The organism is Aquimarina sp. ERC-38 (assembly GCF_026222555.1).
Classification (GTDB): Bacteria; Bacteroidota; Bacteroidia; order Flavobacteriales; family Flavobacteriaceae; genus Aquimarina.
This window is the reverse complement of record NZ_CP098511.1, coordinates 1,636,833-1,657,302: the sequence shown is the minus strand read 5'-3', so window position 1 is coordinate 1,657,302 and position 20,470 is coordinate 1,636,833. Positions and strand designations below refer to the sequence as shown.

The 20,470-nt window shown below is 35.7% G+C and carries 9 protein-coding genes; all 9 read left to right on the top strand.

Going from position 1 to position 20,470, the window contains the following annotated elements; genetic code table 11:
• The first annotated feature begins 6 nt into the window (after positions 1-6).
• The 9 genes from NBT05_RS07020 (at position 7) to NBT05_RS06980 (ending at position 20,446) form a co-directional block, all read left to right on the top strand.
• Positions 7-2,418 (top strand): glycoside hydrolase family 2 TIM barrel-domain containing protein, encoded by a 2,412-nt coding sequence (locus NBT05_RS07020; RefSeq protein WP_265772784.1) that lies wholly within the window; start codon positions 7-9, stop codon positions 2,416-2,418.
• Positions 2,419-2,598: 180 nt separating this feature from the next.
• Positions 2,599-4,491: a right-handed parallel beta-helix repeat-containing protein gene (locus NBT05_RS07015; RefSeq protein WP_265772783.1), complete on the top strand. Its 1,893-nt coding sequence runs from the start codon at positions 2,599-2,601 to the stop codon at positions 4,489-4,491.
• A 321-nt stretch (positions 4,492-4,812) separates the two neighbouring features.
• Positions 4,813-8,946, top strand: coding sequence for a hybrid sensor histidine kinase/response regulator transcription factor (locus NBT05_RS07010; protein ID WP_265772782.1), 4,134 nt, complete (start codon positions 4,813-4,815; stop codon positions 8,944-8,946).
• Between the two features lie 135 nt (positions 8,947-9,081).
• The gene (locus tag NBT05_RS07005) at positions 9,082-9,837 is read left to right on the top strand and encodes a T9SS type A sorting domain-containing protein (RefSeq protein ID WP_265772781.1); all 756 of its coding nucleotides are present in this window, start codon (positions 9,082-9,084) and stop codon (positions 9,835-9,837) included.
• 151 nt (positions 9,838-9,988) lie between these two features.
• On the top strand, positions 9,989-11,491 hold the full coding sequence (locus tag NBT05_RS07000) for a sulfatase (RefSeq protein ID WP_265772780.1): 1,503 nt from the start codon (positions 9,989-9,991) through the stop codon (positions 11,489-11,491).
• A 188-nt stretch (positions 11,492-11,679) separates the two neighbouring features.
• Positions 11,680-13,500 carry a right-handed parallel beta-helix repeat-containing protein gene (locus NBT05_RS06995; protein ID WP_265772779.1) on the top strand — a complete coding sequence of 607 codons (1,821 nt, stop codon included), beginning with the start codon at positions 11,680-11,682 and terminating at the stop codon, positions 13,498-13,500.
• A gap of 402 nt (positions 13,501-13,902) precedes the next feature.
• Positions 13,903-16,992, top strand: coding sequence for a SusC/RagA family TonB-linked outer membrane protein (locus tag NBT05_RS06990; protein ID WP_265772778.1), 3,090 nt, complete (start codon positions 13,903-13,905; stop codon positions 16,990-16,992).
• Positions 16,993-17,002: 10 nt separating this feature from the next.
• Positions 17,003-18,769: a RagB/SusD family nutrient uptake outer membrane protein gene (locus NBT05_RS06985; protein WP_265772777.1), complete on the top strand. Its 1,767-nt coding sequence runs from the start codon at positions 17,003-17,005 to the stop codon at positions 18,767-18,769.
• A 12-nt stretch (positions 18,770-18,781) separates the two neighbouring features.
• The gene (locus NBT05_RS06980; RefSeq protein ID WP_265772776.1) at positions 18,782-20,446 is read left to right on the top strand and encodes a SwmB domain-containing protein; all 1,665 of its coding nucleotides are present in this window, start codon (positions 18,782-18,784) and stop codon (positions 20,444-20,446) included.
• Positions 20,447-20,470: the final 24 nt, after the last annotated feature.

The window sequence follows — 20,470 nt, the reverse complement described above, 5'->3', positions numbered from 1 at the left end:
GCTTTTATGAAATTCTACATTCTAGGAATGATCAGTTTACTCTGTTTTAACTTGTCTTCACAACCAGAAGTCAAGCAACATATCAGAATAACAGAAAATTTTAATAAAAACTGGAAATTTCAGTTAGCCGATAGTATAGGTTTTAAAGAACCTGAGTTTGATGATACAAATTGGAGAATACTGGATGTACCTCACGATTGGAGTAGGGAATTTGATTTTGATCAGAAAAATTCCGGGCGAAATGCCTGGTTACCCGGAGGGATCGCTTGGTACCGTAAAGAATTTACCCTTCCTGAAAGCTACAGGGATAAACATATAGAAATTCAGTTTGACGGGGTTTACCGGCATGCTCAAATTTATGTAAATGGCGAACATGTAGGAAATCAATACGATGGATATACCAGTTTTTATTATGACATTTCGTTATTCTTAAAATTTGATGAACCTAATCATATTGCGGTAAGAGTAGATAATTCCGTACAGCCTAATTCCAGGTGGTATACTGGTTCAGGTATTTATAGAAACACATGGTTAAGGGTTACTGATGAACTCCACATCCGTAATTGGGGTACTTCTATTACTACTCCTAAAATTACAAAGGAAGAAGCTACGGTAGCTATTGAAACCACCGTAGAAAATTATAAGGGAAACGTAGATTTTGAGTTAGAAACCGTAATTTATAATGCTGAGGGTTTAAAAGTAGGAGCTACTTCTTCACAAGTACATGCCGGACTATTAAAGAATTATCAAGTTGATCAGCAAATTATCATCTCGTCTCCTGAATTATGGAGTGATGAAACCCCGGTTTTGTATACAGCACTATCCAAAATAATTGTGGGTGGTAAAGTAGTCGATGACTATACATCTGTTTTTGGAATCAGGACTATTGAATTTGATGCCGAAAAGGGTTTCTTCCTAAATGGTAAAAACAAAAAACTAAAAGGCCTGTGCATACATCATGACGCCGGGGTACTGGGTGCTGCGGTTCCTGTCGAAGTATGGAAAAGACGCTTACAAAACCTAAAGGATATTGGCTGTAATGCGATTAGAACTGCGCACAACCCTGCTTCCCCCGAACTTATGGATGTATTTGATGAAATGGGTTTTCTGGTGATGGATGAATTTGTAGATAAGTGGTATGATAATGAGTCCAGAGCAAAGAAAGGTGGTAACTTTTTTAATCCTAATGGGTTTGGGGATCCTAATTTTTATTTGGAATGGAAAGAAAATTATCGGCGAACCATTTTTAGGGATAGAAACCACCCCAGTGTCATTATGTGGAGTGTAGGTAATGAAAATCATAGCCCGGATGATGCCAGGCAAAGTTTCGGACTAAAAAAATATACCAACTTCGTAAGAACCCTTGACCCCACCCGGCCGGTTATCTCCGGAATGGAAAGAGGTAAAGATAAAAATCCAGCGGAAAAGGTTGACGATATTATTAAAACTACCAAATACATGGATCTGGTTGCCTTAAATTATGGAGAACAATGGAATGAAGCCATTGCAGAACGTAATCCGGGCAAAGCGTATGTAAGTACTGAAAGTTATATCTATTTTAGTAGTTCTGAAGAAAAACGCTTTTCAAATATAGAAAAGTTACCCTGGTTTGATGTGCTGGAAAATGACCATAATATCGGGGCTTTTTTATGGACGGGTATTGATTATCTGGGAGAGTCCAGAAAATTTCCTAAACTAGGTACGGATACTGGTCTGCTTGATATTGCGGGTTTCAGAAAAGAAAGATCGTACTTATACCAGGCATTTTGGACAGATACACCCATGGTAAGGATTGCGGTATATGAAGGAGACACAAATGACTTTTCTACTTCCGGTAAATGGTACTGGCCTCCCATAAATGAAACCTGGAACCTTGAACAAGGCAAACCTTATGACCTGGTCACCTATACCAATTGCGAATCTGTGGACTTATACGTAAACGGAAAAAAGATAGGAAATAAAAAACTGGCAGATGTGCCTAACTGGATTATGAAATGGCGAAAAGTAAATTATCAACCAGGCATTGTAAAGGCAGTAGGTATTATCAACGGAAAAGAGGTTTGTAAATTTGAAATAAAAACACATAATAAACCCAAAAAGATTAATTTTAAAATAGTCGAGGAAGAAATTTCTACCAACGATATTGTCCAAATAGAACTTTGTATTCTGGATAAAAAAGGTGTTTTAGTAAATAATCAGGAAACAGAATTGAATATTCAACTCCTGGGGGATGGTAAAATTCTTGGAATCTCAAATGGAAATATTAGCGATACTACTAGATTTACCAACACTACTTCTATAAAAACTAAGAAAGGCAGGTGTCTCATCGTTTTAAAAACCGGTCATAAAAAAGGAAAATTACAATTAACGGCACAATCTGAGAAACTTAAAAATTCTATAGAAATTAAGGTAAACTAAGATATTTACTTATACAGAGTTAACGTCTTGAAGGCGTATTTTTATCAGGTAACAATTTGAAAACTAAAAGATACAATAAAAGTACGCTTACCTACTTTTTAAAGCTGAAATTGATCCAAATTTATATGCTGTTACCACTGGTAATTAAATTTTTTAAAATGACTAAAATTTATCATATCAATGACTTTTAGAACCTATACTGTAATTCTTTTTTTTACATTCCTAACCACAAACTTTTATTCTAATATAACTACTGAAAAGAATGAAGTCACAGAAGTGGTATTTACAACTGAAATTAGTGAAGATGCCACCCCTAGTGTTCTTGCTAAAATTTTAGAAAATAAAGCGTTAACATCTATAAAATTTGAAAAGGGAACGTACCACTTTTATCCGGACAAAGGTTTTGAAAAATTTGTTTTTTTATCTAATCACGGAGATTTATTAACTACTACCCCTTTCCCCCTGGATGACTTTAAAAACCTAACTATAGATGGGCAAGGTTCTTCCTTTATTTTTCATGGAGTAATGCTACCTTTTTTAATTGAGAATAGCGCAAACATTACGGTTAAAAATGTTACTATAGATTGGAGCGAAGCTTTTCATAGTGAAGGGTTAATTGTTGCAAATAACAAAGAAGAAAACTCGTTTGACATGCAAATTTCGGATGAATATCCGTATGAAATCAGAAATGAGCAGATTTATTTTATTAAACCTTATTATGAACATGAGTTAGGACAATCCATTTTATATGACACTAAAAGAAAAGGGATTGCTTTTAATACAGAAGCTGCAACTCAAATAACTTCAAAAGGTAAGATTCCTAAAACAAATAGAAACCATACAGATAAGATCACCTATAAATATGCATACGATAAACGTGCACCGGAGTATAAAAACCTGGGTGCTGAATATATTATAAAAGTCAAACAGTTAAAACCTGGTTTGGTACGTGTTTTTGGACATAGAAAAGAACTGCCCCCGGTTGGTGAAATATTAACTATGAAAGGTGCACAAGGCTTTAACCGGGTTTCCCCTGCCTTTAGTGTAAAACATACTACTGGTTTTAAGGGAACAAATGTAACGATTCACCATGCAGGCGGTATGGGAATTATTGCTGAGAATTCTTCGGATTTAATTCTGGACAATTTTAACGTTACCCCTTCTAAGGGAAGGATGGTCTCAACTACAGCAGATGCCACTCATTTTGTAGGATGTCGGGGAAAAGTAGTCCTGAAGAACAGTAAATTTACAAACCAACTAGATGATGCCCTAAATGTACACGGGACGTATCAAAGTATTGTAGATATCTTATCTGAAAATTCTATCGGTGTGCGCATGGAACATCATCAACAATTAGGGTTTAAAATAGGAAATAAAAAAGACACCTTGGGTTTTGTAAGATTAAGCAACTCTTTTTTCGCCTACGATAAAGCCACTATAAAAAACATTCAATATATCAATCAACGCTATCAAATTATTACTTTAAATGAAGAGTTGCCTAAGGATTTAAAAATTGGTGATTTGATAGAAAATCTCGATGCTTATCCGGATGTATTAGTTCAAAACTGTATAATTTCTAATAATAGGGCCAGGGGTCTATTGATTTCAAATCCTAAAAAAACGGTGATAGAAAATAATTTTTTTAGCACGGAGATGGAGGCCATTCTCATTCCGGTAGAAAGCGGGCATTGGTTCGAATCCGGAAACGCAGCTAATGTTATTATAAGAAATAATATATTTCAGGATAATCAACATAGTGGTTTTAACCGGGGGGTAATTCGCTTTGCCACGGACGATGATAATAAAAATATTGCTTTTAGAAACATAGAAATATCAAACAACACCTTTAATCAATTTGATAATTTAATTTTGGAAATTACGAATACAGATGGTCTGCTTTTCAAGGAAAATACGATAACCAATTCAGGGACTTTTCCACAATTACATCCTCAGAATGCAGCAATACATATTAATGCATCGCAAAATATAAAATTTGAGAAAAATACCTATTCCGGTAAAGCAACGGAAATGATCAAGTCTGATAAGAATGTACCTACCATACAATTTCAGTAGCCCTTATCTATGTTACAATGCAATCACTAACCTGCTACACTGATAACTCCAAGTCCGGTTAAGCAGGTTTGTAATGATTGTAGCTTTTCAGTTGGATTGTAAGGGATAGGTGTTTTAACTTCTATAGACAATTCCTGTTTGCCATTTAACTACTTTACTAAAAAAATACCTATATTTATTCGCATATCAACTGCTATGTGACAGTCAAGGTTTTACGGAAAATCTGTAAATTCTGATGTGACTGGCTTTTATGTTTTATCATATAACAAGTAGAGTACCGTTGTCAATTATAATTTCTTAACCTTTCGTAACCGGATTTGAATGCTTACTGTAAATAAATACCTATTTACCCTATTTTATCTTATCTCTTTATGTCTGTATAGCCAGGAAAAATTTTTAGAAGTAAAGAAAAACCTTACGATCTCTGATGGTTTAGCGCATAACGGAGTTACTTCAATACTAGAAGATTTCAGGGGATTTATCTGGTTTGGGACGTATGACGGACTAAATCAATACGATGGGTATGGTTTTAAAGTATTTAAAAATACCGTTGATAAAAATGTACTGGTAAGCAACAGGGTAAGATGCATGGCTGAAGATGATCAGCAAAATATCTGGATTGGGACGGATCAGGGTATTTCGATTTATAACTATCAAAAGCAAAAATTTACCAATGTATATTCAAACAAACTAAAAAAATCAGGTACTACGGGACCGATCATCCGTAAAATTATATACCATAAAGAGAAGCAATTACTCGTATGTACCACAGAAAAAAGAGGCGTTCTCTTATTTAATCAAAATCAAGCTCTTATCGGTAATTACCGACCTCCCGAAAGCGAATTAGGAGAGAACATTATTACATTTGACATTGTGACATTAGATAATGCTAATTACCTGCTCACTACTTCCGTAGGTCTGTTTATATTTAATGTAGAATCAAAAACGTATAAAAAGATTCTAAGTGATTCTATACCTTACTCCAAGGCAATTGCTAAAATTAATGATCATTCTTTTGGAGTACTTCTGGAGAACGGTATTGCTATTATTGAGGCTAAGCAAAATGGAAGTACATTTTCCTTTGTTTTTAAACAAACAAAATTAGAAGCATTTAGGTTTCATTCGTTACATATAGACCCTTTAAACAATATGTGGCTTGGAACCTTAAACGATGGTTTAATCTATATTGATAATATTGATTTATTTCTAGGAGATAAAGCCTACAAAACTTCCTACTTTAAACCGGATACTGGGGTATTAAGATCAAGTTCAATTCAGGTTACAAGTACAGGAGTTTGTTGGTACAGCACCTTTAACAAAGGTATATTTACCTTTGATGTAAACCAAAATCCGTTTAAAAATTATCAACTGGGATTAGAAAACGGACTGGGACCGCATGCAGGTATTGTCACCAATATAGCACCTCTTGACAGTAGTCAGGTGTATCTGGTTGCAAACCTGGAAGGAATTGCTTTATACGATACCAATAAGGAATTATTTAATCCGCTACCCTTTGCAATATCTAAAACTGATGCTAAAAATACGGAAGACGTATATGTAGACTCTAATAAAAATGTATGGCTAACTATTAAAAACAAAGGACTCTACCAGGTAAAGGCAGGTTCAAAAACACTTCAGAAGATTAAAGCTGATCATATACCCAAATTTGATATGATAACGCCAAGGTCATTTAGTGAAGATACTGACGGTAATATTTGGATTGGTGGTCTTTACGATGTGTATAAAATTACTATGAATACGGATAATACCGTAGCTAACATAGAATCTCTAAACGCTAATGTTTTCTTTAAGGATAACAAACTTTCCCTAGTTCGATGTGTATACGTAGATCCTTTGTATGATTTCTTATGGTTCGGATCGGATTCTAATGGTTTGTTCAGGATAAAACTAGAGGCAAATGTTGCAGTAAACAAACTTAAAATTGATCAATTTACACAAACTATTGATGACAAATATTCATTATCAAGTGATTTTATCACCTCCGTAGTTCGATTACCAAATAAAGAATTATGGGTGGGTACGGAAGGTGGTGGTATATGTCGTGTAAAGAACAGTACGGGTACCCCAAAATTCGAAATCTTTTCAGAAAAACAAGGCTTATCGAATAATGTAGTCAAAAGTTTACAATCAGACGATAATGCTAATTTATGGATCTCCACCAATATTGGCTTAAATAAATTTGATCTTGCGAACCGGAGTTTTAGAAAATTTGGTATTAATGACGGATTACCCTTTGAGGACTTCTGGTTTATATCAGCTAAACTTAAAAACGGATATTATATCTTCTCAGGACTGGATGGCATTTGCTACTTTAATCCGGAAAATATTAGCAATACGGAATCCCTACCCCGATTAGCCTTTGGCGAATTTAAAATTTTTAATAAATCCGTAACTCCCGGTGATAAAATCTCCAATCGGGTTTTATTTGACACAACATTAGATCAGGTAGATGAACTACAATTAAAATATAACGAGAATGTTTTTTCTGTTGAACTAAAATCTTTACATTTTTCTAATCCTGATAACCACAGCTTAAAATACCGGTTATTACCGGTAAATGAAAAATGGATTCAAGTACCATCTGATGAGCAAAACATATATTATAACGGACTGCCCCCCGGACAATATACGCTACAAGTAAAAGCCTCTAATTCATTAGGAGAATGGACAAAACCTAAAATTCTATCCATCATAATCTCCCCTCCGTTCTGGAAAACATGGCAAGCCTATCTATTGTATGGCTTAGGCGCTTTACTACTATTATTTATAGTTATTAAAATTATACTTAGAATCCAGAAATTAAATTATAATCTACAGCTTGAACAGGTAGAGATTGATACTATTACCCGGTCTAATGAAGAAAAGCTTCGGTTTTTTTCTAATATTTCTCATGAATTAAAAACACCGCTAACCCTTATTAAAGGACCGGTAGATAATTTATCCGATAAGTTCGGGTATATCCCGGATATTAATGAAAAATTGCAACTTATCAGAAGACAGTCCAAAAAAATAGGACAACTGGTTGACCAGACGCATGACTTTCAAAAAGCAAATGCAAACCTGTTAAAAATGAATTATACGCGTTTTCATTTTAACGCATTTATAGAAGAGCTGATTATGGACTTCAGGTTCATGGCAAAAAATGATCAGAAACAATTAGAAGTCATCAGTCATCATCCGGATATTATCGTTTCTGCAGATCAGGATAAATTAGAAAAGGTATTCAACAATTTACTTAACAACGCTTTTAAATATACAAAAGCAAACGATGCTATCACTATTGAACTGGAGAGCCATGGAAAAGACCTTATTGTAAAAGTAAAAGATACCGGCAATGGGATAGATCAGAAAGATCTAGTTCATATTTTTGAGAGGTTTTATCAGTCGCATAAACAGCATAACAAGCATATTAACGGTTCGGGGATAGGATTGGCTTTTGCCAAACGATTAGTTGAAATGCACTACGGTTATATTTATGCAAAAAGTGAATTGCATAAAGGTACTACGTTCTTTGTCAGGCTTCCCGTGGTGAAAAAGAAAGAAGCTAAAGATGAAGATCTCATTCAAAAAACCATATTAACCGCTGAAGATGAATTTACCTTTGAAGAACAAATGATAAAAGAAGATGACTTGTCTAAAATTGTAATTGACAGTGAATTTTCTGAAATACTTATCTTTTTTGTTGAAGATAATTCAGATATGCGTATGTATATTTCTGAAGCTTTATCTAAATTCTTTAAAGTAAAAACATTCAGTAACGGAAAAGAATGCCTGGATGAAATGGATCAAATGTGGCCGGATATTGTAATAAGTGATGTACAAATGCCCGTATTGAACGGTCTAGACCTGTGTAAAAGTATAAAATCAGATATTAAAACCAGTCATATTCCGGTTATTTTACTTACCGCTCTTGCCGATATCGAAAATCAGATACAAGGTATCAGGGACGGAGCGGATGACTACATTAGAAAACCTTTTAATATTGAGCATTTAATTACCAGGATAGAAGCCTTACTCCGTAACAGGCAACAATTAAGAAAGCGTTTTCAGATAGGTATCCCCCTTACCAAAGAAAATAATATCAACAATCGAAACGATAATGCTTTTCTTGAAAAATTATACAACCTAATAGAAGACAACCTGGATAATCAAAACCTTAACCTGGACGATTTTATTAAAGAATTGTATATGAACAGAACTCATTTTTACCAAAAAGTAAAAGCATTAACCGACCTTACACCTTTTGAAGTCCTAAAAAAATACCGTTTGAAAAAAGCTGCGGATTTATTAGTGCAACAAAACAAACTTTCTGTAAACGAAGTATATGTGATGACAGGGTTTAAAAGCAGGACTCATTTCAGCAAACTCTTTAAAGAACATTATAACGTAACCCCCGGCAAGTATGCTAAATCGCAAACTGAAAAATACGGCTAAATTAAAAATAACAAGACGTAACTGATTTTTAGCTTTTATCTAATTGACTTATAACTACACTTTTATTACAGAAAAATACATATTCCTACAAAAATCTACCTTCATTTGATATAGTAACCTTTAAACTATATTCAAATGAAAAAACATATACTTAAACCCCTTCTTCTGTCTTTAACCCTACTTATAGTTAATTTTACCTTTGCTCAGGTCGATGCTAATTTTAACACAGACGGTGACCTGGAAGGTTTTACGACCGGCGGTCCCGGAGTAACCGGTACGGTAACCGGTGGTTTCTTTAATTTAGGTACAGGAACCGGAAATAACGCCCAATTAAGACGAAGCAGAACTTCTGTAGGAGATCCTGCTACGTTTACAGAGATTGTTATAGATGTTATTAATAATTCAAATGCTAATGAGGTTGTAGTTCAAACTTTAGCAGGTGGTACAACTACAATTGTAGCCAGACAAAATATAAGTGCTGCGGATACTTCTGAACAATCCTATATCATAAGCATTCCTTCATCAGAAGCCACGTGGGTAGGAACCTTTCAGTTCAGGCTTCGGTTTGTTTTTGACGGAGGGGGCATGTTAGACGGAAATACTATTCAAATTAATCGAATACAAATTGTAGAGCCAACTACTCTTAATGTACCAAGTAAGACGTTAGAAGGAGTTGCAGTATATCCTAATCCCTTTACTAACTACATTAATATCACTAGTCCGATAGGCAGTAATGTTAGTATCTATAACCTTTTGGGTGTAAAAGTAAAAACTATTCAAAATTCAGATATTACAAAAAACCTATCCGTATCAGATTTAGGAAGTGGTATTTATTTTGTAGAAGTAGTAAATGAAGGTAAGGTTTATAAAACTAAAATGATAAAGAGTTAATAATCGCTATGTTTACCATGACAAAGGAGAGATTTTATTGTGAAATAAAATCTCTTTTTAATTGTAGCTAAAGGGAAAATCATACTATTTAATATTCATTTAGCTAAACAATTACGTTACAAATAGTCTTTACCTATTGAATAATAATTACATGACAAAAATTCAAAAAACCCTTCTACTTAGTTTAACATTTGTACTGACATCTATTATCATAGGCTGTTCCGAACAATCAAAAAACAAAACAAAATCAATAATAACAGTAACCGAAACCTCCGGTAATTCATCAAAACCTAATATCATCTTGTTTGTAGCAGATGATCACGGTCTGGATGCGATTGGCGCCTATGGAAATCCGGTTATAAAAACTCCAAATCTCGATAAGTTGGCAGAAGAAGGCGTAAAATTTAATAATGCTTACTGTACGAGTGCCAGTTGTGCTGCCAGTAGGTCCGTAATTCTTTCCGGTCAATTTGGTCATGCCACCGGATCTTACGGACACGTACATGACTACCATCACTTTAGTACTTACGATTCTATAAAGTCACTACCCGTATTATTAGAAAAAGAAGGTTATGAAACCGCCCGGATTGGTAAATATCATGTCGCACCGGAAAAAGTATATCATTTTAATACGGTACTGGAAGCAGATCCGAGAAATACCGTAGCGATGGCACAAAAATGTGAAACGGTATTAAATTCTAAAAAACCTTTCTTTTTATACTTTTGTACAGACGACCCACATCGCGGACATCCTTTTGAACCGGATCCCTGGGACGCTCCTAACAATTTTGGAAATAAAAAAGAAGGATATACCGGAGTTGACCAAATAATTTATGACCCAAAAGAGGTGCTCGTCCCTTCGTTTCTACCAGATACTAAACAGAGCCGTGAAGAAATAGCGCAATACTACCAAAGCATTTCACGTATCGATCAGGGCTTCGGCAAACTTATGAAAATGCTGGAAGAAACCGGTAAGGCAGCAAATACCATTGTATTTTATATATCTGATAATGGAATGGCTTTTCCCGGTGCAAAAACCACCGTGTATGAGCCTGGCATAAAATTGCCTTGTATTATTAAAGATCCAACAAAAAAAATTAGTGGTGGAACAACAAATAATGCTTTGATATCCTGGGTAGATTTAACCCCTACCATCTTGGATATGGCGAAGGTTAATTATACTAAAAACACCTTTCACGGAAACTCATTTAATGACATTATAGCAGAAGAAAACCCTACCGGATGGGAAGAAATTTACGCTTCTCATACCTTCCATGAAATTACTATGTATTACCCAATGCGCGTTATAAGGCATAAAAATTATAAATTGATCTGGAACATCGCTTACCGTTTAGAATATCCGTTTGCTTCAGACCTTTGGGCGGCTTCCACCTGGCAAGCTAATTACAGGGCAAAAAAGGAATTCTTCGGAAATAAAAAGGTAAAGGATTACCTGTTTAGACCAGAATTTGAACTATATAATTTATCTGATGACCCGGACGAAATACATAATCTTGCTACTATTGAAGGACATCAAGCCACTCTGAAACTTCTGAAAACTAAAATGAAAGCATATCAGGCAAAGACCAAAGATCCGTGGATGATTATCTGGGGACATGACACCTCTTTACAAGGTAGTGGCGTTAATTTATAAGATCACAACAAACATTTATCTGTTTCTTTAAAAGTATGCAATAGCTTTTAAGGTGCTAATACAACTAAAACCCTAGATAAAGCCTGTTTGGAATTTTGACCTACGTAGACAACTAATAAATGCACAACCACAATTTTGACATGCCTTTCAATGTATTTTAGAGTATTCGTAAAGATTAATCCAAAATAATGATCATAAACAAGAATTTTCTGGTTTTCACCATTCTATTTGTATCCTTAAAAACAATTGCTATACAGGCTCAGAAGACGATTGAAATAAAACATTCCGAAAAGGATATGACCCTGGTCATCCGGGAAGCCTTAGAAAATGTAAAAGAAAAAAATTTAAAACTGGTATTTGAAAAAGGGATTTATAAGTTCCTTCCGGAATATGCTTTAAGTAAGTACTCCTTTATTACTAACCATGGCAACGGATATAAAAGAATCATATTTCGTTTTGAAGATTTTGATACTATCGACATAGAAGGAAATGGTTCCGAATTTATATTCAACGGTTTGACCGCACCCTTTCAATTTGAAAATTGCAAAAAAATTACCATCAAAAACTTAACGATTGATTGGGATATCCCTTTAATTTTTCAAGCTGAAGTTACCGCAGTAAACGAACAGGCAGGTTATTTTGACGCTATTCCCTTTAAAGATGGTTATAATTGGCTATATAAAAATGATAAAATTTCGTTTCCTGATATAAATGACTTTAGCTTTAAAAGCTTTGGACATGCACATTGCTTTGACAAGGAAACAAAAGCAACCGCCCATGGAGCCTGGGGATTGCACCTTAATTCTACCAAAATTGAAAAACTGGATGGAGGTGTTTTTAGGTTTTATGAAAAATTAAAACATTACCCACCGGTAGGATGCATTCTTGCAGCTAAAGGTGAAAAAGAACTCAATCGTTACGCACCTGCATTTCAAACCCAAAACTCCGCTAACATTCTTATCGATCAGGTAATTATACATCACGCATTAGGTATGGGGTTTCTATTTGAGCGTACTGAAAATATCAAAATTACAAATTCTGGTGTTTATACACGGGATGGGTCTGATCGATATATTTCCAGTACCGCAGATGCTACACATTTTGCTAATTGTAAGGGAGATATCTTAATTGAGAATTGTAGGATTGAAGGAATGCTGGATGATGGTACAAACGTGCATGGCACCTATGTTACTGTTAATAAAATAATAGATGAGTACACCGTCAGGGTTGCATTTCAGCATTTTGAACAGATGGGTTTTGAATTTGCCGGGGTTGGTGATGAAATTTGGTTTATTAAAAAGCCCAGTCCGGATAGGGCTGAGGTAAATACGGTAACTAAAGTAAATATGGTCAATGAAAAGTATACGACTTTAAAATTTAAAGATAAGTTACCTACTAGTTTAAAAACAGGAGATGTACTGGAAAACAAAACCTGGAACCCTTCATTCACGATGCGTGGTTGCCGTATTTCTAAACATCGGGCCAGAAACATGATGCTAAAAACCCCTTATAAAATCCTTATTGAAAATAATTATTTGTCTTCGGAGATGTCTTCGATAATGTTAAGGGGAGAGATGGTCAACTGGTACGAATCCGGTGCAGTTGAAGATTTAATAATTAGAAACAACCATTTTGAAAATTGTGCTCACGGCGGTGCAGAACATGCTGTATTTTACATTTCACCAAAGTTTAATAAAGGCTTTAATCAAAATGAAATATATGACCGAAATATTATTTTTGAGGATAATATTATAGAAACCTTTGATAATCGAGTTGTCTGGGCACTAAGATCTGAAAACCTCACTATTAGAAATAATCATATTACTCAAACTACTGGTTTAAAGCAATTGTACCCTGAAGCTTATTTATTTCATTTTGAAAATTGTAAAAACGTAGAATTAATAGAAAATAGTTATCAAGGCACCGTTAAAACCCATGTGATGGCAGATAAAAGTACAAAAGAAACCTTACAAGTGAAAAATAATAAAGGATTTGACTATAAAAATTAAAACTAAATTTGATATTTATGTATCTCTAAGCGAGATAGTTAACTTATACTGATATACTATAAAACACATTAAATTTACGGAAATATACATACCCCTGACTGAATTTAATGACATTTACATAAAAAGTGTTAAAATATTATGTGTTCATTAACTAATGTTGAAGCATATATTTCAACCCTTTTTAAATTTTATGACAAACTTATTAAGTAATACAGCCTACAATAAAGTAGTATTAACAATACCTAATTTTAGTAGGATTTCAATTAAAAACATAAATAAAATACTAATTAGCGTGTATAAGTTATAGTGTTCATAATATGAATTTCTAAACCTATATTCAAATCCATTTAATAACCATAATATCTTTTAAAATTCATTAAGCATTAACACAATTACACCTGTATGAAAAATAAAAAATCCATAGAAAAAATAACTTTATTAAGAAGTGTGTTTTTCTCTTTGTTATTCTTTGTAGTCATGGTTTTCGGTACGTATGCCCAGGAGACCGATCCTATTGAAGTAACAGGATTCGTAAAAAACCAGGTAGATGATTCACCTCTTCCAGGGGTTTCTATTGTAATTAAAGGTACTACAGTAGGTACCACGACTGATTTTGACGGTAAATATTCCATAAAAGCAAGAATAGGGGATATTTTAGAATTTATATACCTGGGTTTAAAAATAGAATTAGTCGAAGTGACAGGTACTACACTTAATGTGACGATGGTAGAAGACAATGAGAGTTTAGAAGAGGTGATTATTGTAGGTTACGGTACGGTTACAAAAAAAGAAGTAACCGGTGCGGTGAACAGATTAGAATCAGAAAATATTAATCAATTTATAACTTCTGATGTTGCTTCCAGATTGCAGGGGCAAGTGGCAGGAGTAAGTGTTTCCTCTGCCTCCGGTGAACCCGGTGAAGCCGCAAATATTCAGATCAGAGGGATTACTTCCTTGAGTGGCGGCAATACCCCTTTATATGTAGTTAACGGTATTCCTCAAATCGGAGATCCCGGTCTTTCTCCTAATGAAATTGAAACTATAGATATTCTTAAAGATGCAGCATCCACAGCAGTCTATGGTTCTCGTGGTGCAGCCGGAGTAATTCTAATTACTACTAAAACCGGAAAGGAAGGAGCTATGAAAATTGATTTTGAATTAAACAACGGTTTTCAATTCTTAGGTCAGGGTACACCCCTAATGAATACCGAAGATCAGATATTTTTTGAATTAACTACTTTTGAAAATTTTGGTGGTTTTGAACCCCTTATCAATAATAACCCGGAATGGCTTAATAATGACAATACCTTTGATAATTTTGTTCTGGTAGATGCAGCTGATATAGCTACTTATAACTTAAACATCTCAGGAGGGTCAGAAAAGTTTTCATATAGTGCTAACGGAAGTTTATTTGATCAGGACGGAGCCTTAATAAATTCAAATTTTAAACGATACAATGCACGTATTACTGCTATCTATAACACTGATAATTGGAAAATAAATGCCAGCGTCGCTATTACCAATGAAACCAGGCGTCAATCCAGTACCGGTTTAATTGTTACCGCCAGTAGATACCTACCCTATTTTCCTGAAATTGATCCGGATGCAGATATTGCACTGGTAAATAGTAGTGGTGGAACCCGAACTCCTACTATCGGGTTAGGGCAGGCCTTAAAGCAGAAAAATGATAGTAATAGAGACCGTACTAATATAAGCCTGGGTATTACTCGTAAATTAACCGATGATTTGGATCTTATCACTAATGTCGGTTCTTCTATTACCAATGACTTTAGAAACGTATTTAGACCTAGATTTGATTTGTTTAACGTAGACGATGGCAGCGTAGAAGTAGACCCTACACGAAGTGGAGTTACTACCAGTTCTGCAAGAACTACCAAGTTTAGCTGGGATGGTGGGTTAAGTTATAAGAAAAAAATAGGTAAACATAGTATCGGGGTTCAGGGTGTAGTTACCCTGGAAGAGGATAATAACAAACAGTTCTTTGCTTCCATAGAAGGAATTACGGATAACTCAATCAGTATACTTAATGGAGGTACAATCAACGAAAACGTAGGTAGCGGATTTGATTTTACTACAAAACGTGTAGGTACTTTAGGTAGAATTCAATACAATTACGGCGGCAAGTATGTACTTTCCGCATTAGCACGTTATGATGGCTCTTCCAGGTTTGGTAGAGAATTTAGATGGGGAACTTTTCCTTCTATCGCCGCTGCATGGAATGTTTCCGGGGAATCTTTTTGGAAACCCATAAAAAAAGTAATTAACAACTTTAAGCTTAGGTTTAGTCATGGGGAGGTAGGAAATGATAGTTTTGATGATTATGAATTTGCCCTTACCCTGGCACCGTTTGCTGATTATGTTTTTGACCCGAATGATAATTCAATAGATTTTGGTTACGCTATAAGATCTTATGCTAACGAGGATGTAAGATGGGAAACGTCTATATCAGATAATTTTGGTTTTGACCTTTCTATGTTCAATAATAAGTTTGACTTAACCGTAGACTATTACGACACAGAAAAGAAAGATATGTTATTTCCAGTCACTCTGCCCGGGTCCGCAGGTGCTTTTTATGACCCTCAATTAACCCTTAATCTTGGTAATATGACCAATCGAGGTTTGGAAATATCAGCAAATTACAGAAGTACCCTGGGAAAAGGTAATTTTAGTATCGGAGGTGTCTTTACAACAAATGATAATGAAATAACTAAAGTAGTGAGCAACGGCGTAGTATTTAATAGCAATTCTGCTTTAATTAGCGGAGACCCTACCTCTACAGTAACGGTAATTGCAGAAGGTTTTGAAGCAGGATCTTTTTTCTTATTTGAAACTGATGGTACTATTAAAACCCAGGAAGAACTTGAAGCCTATAGAAGATTTCCATCCAGGTCAAATGCAAATCTGGGGGACTTACGCTACGTAGATTCAAACAACGACGGGGATATTACTACTGAAGACAGAACCTATCAGGGCAGTGGCCTTCCTGATTTTGAATACGGTATTAACCTGAATTATAATATTGGACGTTTTGACTTTTCCATGAACTGGTTTGGTACCGTAGGTTCAGAAATTTTAAATGGGAATAAAGCTGCAACTTATGGTTTTCGTCGTCATCAGGACTTGGTCAATCAATGGACCCCGGATAACCCTCAGTCTGATATTCCCTCATTTAGAGGGCGATCCACAGAACATCCCAACTTTGCCGGAACAACGGATTTCTGGTTAGAAAGCGGAGATTATTTAAGACTAAAACAGGTTACCCTTGGATTTTCGCTACCGGATGATACTTGTGAAGCCCTTAAGCTAAACACCTTTAGATTGTACCTTAGTGCACAAAATCCTATCACCATCACAAACTATGAGGGTTATGATCCGGAAATAGGTGGCAATAACGTGGCCAGGCGTGGTATTGATGCTTCGCGTTTTCCGATAACTTCCACGTACAGTTTGGGTTTAAGAATTATATTTTAAAATTACACAGATGAAAACATATACTATCAGATTACTTATCGCTTGTACTTATATGCTTAGCATTTGCTCTTGTGAAGACTATGTAGAAGAAGTGAATCCTAATGAAATAGCTGCGGAGACTCATTATCAAAGTTTGGATGAATCAAACATTGTTCTGACATCTGTTTACGGAGCAATGCTAAATGAATCTATTGTCGGGGCAAGAGAAGAAGCCTGGCGTTCTGATTTTGCTTTTCCGGGAAACAGAGGTAGAAATATTGAGATTGATGCCTTAAATATTTATCAACAGATTATTAATGAAGATAATCAGTATATCAATACTAAATGGAATGCGCTTTATCAGGTTATATGGAGGGCTAATCAACTAATTGCCGGATTAGAAGGTATGAATGATGACTTAAAAAGTGAAGAATTATGGACTGTTCAAATGGGTCAGGCCAGATTTTTTAGGGGTTTGGCTCATTTCTACCTGCATTCACTGTATAACAACGGAGAAATTGTGATTCGAGATGTAGCTCCGGAAGAATTAGAAGATTTTTCAAAACCCGTAAGTTCTTCTGAAGAAGTAATTGCCTTTTTTAGAGAAGACCTGCGCTATGCCTATGAGAATTTGCCACCAACCTTGAGAGATCGTTCCCGGGTAACTGCGGGTACAGCAGCTACTATTTTAGGAACCAGCTATCTATATTCTGAAGATTATGAAAATGCAAAAATACTCTTTGAAGATGTAATCAATAACGCCGCGTACGGATATCGTCTGGTTCAGGATTGGAGTATCATGTTTACAGAAGCCGGTGATTTTAATTCGGAATCTATTTTTGAAATTAATTACACAACGGATCAACAAATAGAAGATGGTAACTTTGACCAGGAAAGTTTCTTTACCCCTCTTGCCAGATTTTCAGCTCCGATTGAAGGCGGAGGTGCCAGTTTTAACCAGCAATTTACGGCTGCCTCCTGGCTTATTCATGCCTATGCCACAGAACCTTTGGATATAGATGACCCTAGAAATATAGTAATGGACAGAGCAACCGGAAACCGAAGAATAAGAAAGGTATCCCTTAGGTCGTCTGCAATGATTGCTGTGGTCAATGATGAAGATACCGAATACTATAATGCACCTTCAGCACCAGTTTTAGTCAACTTTGGCAGTAATCAAAATAAATACGGTTATTTTAAAAAATATTCAAACCATGATATTGTAAGCAGGGAAGAAGAAACCGGAGGTACCAGTTGGAAATCCGGAAAAAATGTTATTGTCAATCGCCTAGCCGATGTGTACCTTATGTATGCGGAATGTCTGCTCAGAGGTGATAATAATATTGCAGGAGCTATTGACTTTATCAACCCTATCAGACAACGCTGGGGCTTACAATTACTAGATCCGGGTGCAAGTTTAACCGAAGGTATCCCCTATACGGTAGAAACCTTGATGGATCACTTAATGTTTGTAGAACGTCCGCTTGAATTATCCGTAGAAGGGGTATCACAAAGAATTATTGATCTAAGAAGATGGGGGATTGCAAAGGAAAGATTTACCGATTTAGCATCTAGTTCCTATTATCTGGCAGATTATGAATATTATGATGATCGAACCGGAACAACTCAAACAAGAGCGAGATCCTTAGTCAGACAAGGTACAAGCCCGGACCCAAGAAACAATCCTCAAATCACACAGGAGTATGTAGGTGCCGCACAGTTCTATGCTACCGGTTACTTCCCTTTACCCATTTCAGAGACCTTGAATAACAATGCAGTATCAGGTAATGCTAACTAATCCTTAAAAACTATGAAAACAAAATTAATTTTAGTGGCCGTTGCATTAGTACTTATCTTCGGTTGTGACTCAGAAGAATATGAAGCGCCATTCGGAGATTTTTCAGCGTTAGCCTGGATCACTACCGAAGGAACTGAGACATCAGATTACATCACAGCGGTCAACGAATATGTTGGTTTTAGGGATGTATCACAAAATGCTATTGAACATACCTGGCGATATCCTGCGGGAACCCGGATATTAAGAAACGACTTTAATCAAAATGACACCATATACACTAATTTTATTAGTGGTTCGGGACCTGCTGCTACGGGAAACAATTTGCTTAATCTATTATTTGTAGAACCAGGAGTCAAAGAAATTGTATTAAGAAACGTTTTTAACGATTCTGTAAGGGAATCCGTTCCGGTTGAAGGAAAATGGGTAGTCGAAAAAACATTTACGGTAAATGTATTAGATGAAGTTTCACCATCATTTCAGGTTTTAAAAGGATCTGATGTAGTTCTGGAAGTTAGTGAAAGTGATATGCCACTCTTAACGGATTCAGCGTCGTGGCCTACAGTTACCGTTGAAGCCGGAGAACAACTTACTTATGTAGATAGAACTACCGTAGGTGCTCCGGATAACCGAACCTGGACTTTTAACGGTGGCTCTATAGCAACCAGTAACAGAGAAAGTGAAAACGTTCAGTATCGAAATTTAGGCACCTTTCAGGCAGGTAGCATACTTTCCAGAAGAGCAGATATTACAAAACCTGCCGGGGAAGCCACAAAATTGATTCCGCTTACTATTGAAGTAGTCCCTTCAAGCCAGCCTCTTACTATTGATGGTGCTATTACAGAAAATGAATCCGAAGTCCTATCCTTTAAGGTGTCCGGTCAATTGAAAACCATAGTAAATGAAGAAAACAACTTTACGGTAAATGTTACCAATACGGTTTCCGGGTTTAATGAAACCATACCCGTAGCATCTGTTACGATTAATCCGGATGATGCATCTCAAATTGACCTGGTGTTATCTGCACCGATTTTTAATAGTGATGACATCACCGTATCTTATACCTCGGGTGCTATTCAATCCGAAGATAGTAGAATTCTAGCAAGTTTTGATGCAATACCTGTCGTAATGAATTTTCGGGGTGAAATGAATATTGAAGGTTTTACTGGTTATGAAGTAGCGTGGTCAGGTTCCGGAAATCAGTTTAGAAAAGCAAATACCGAAGGATATTTTGCGCAGCAAAACGGAAGGTCTAATGCGGGCCCATTGTATTATTTCAGAGATACCTCAATGGCATTTGAAGGTAATAGTTCAATGAAGTTTGAGACCCCGGCAGAAGGTATTCCTGATTCGGCAAGGTTACAAGGTGGTGGTTTTCCTATGTTAAGTCCTGTAACGACAGGTGATTATATACCTTCCGTTTGGGTTTTTATTGATAATGCAAATACTATGAATAATTTACAGTTTACTTTTAATGCAGAAGGTATCAAATTTATTTTTGACATTTCCACTACGCCCCGGGGACAGTGGGTGCGTTTGACTTTACCGGAAGTTAGCCTTCCAGATATTTCTAAGGGACGCTTTGATCTGGAAATTACTAATATCGGTCAGGACGATCCTATTGTTCAAAAGCTTTGGCTGGATAATTTTGATCTGTTAATTATTGAACCCAGATTATAATATCATTAGTATAAGTGCATTTAA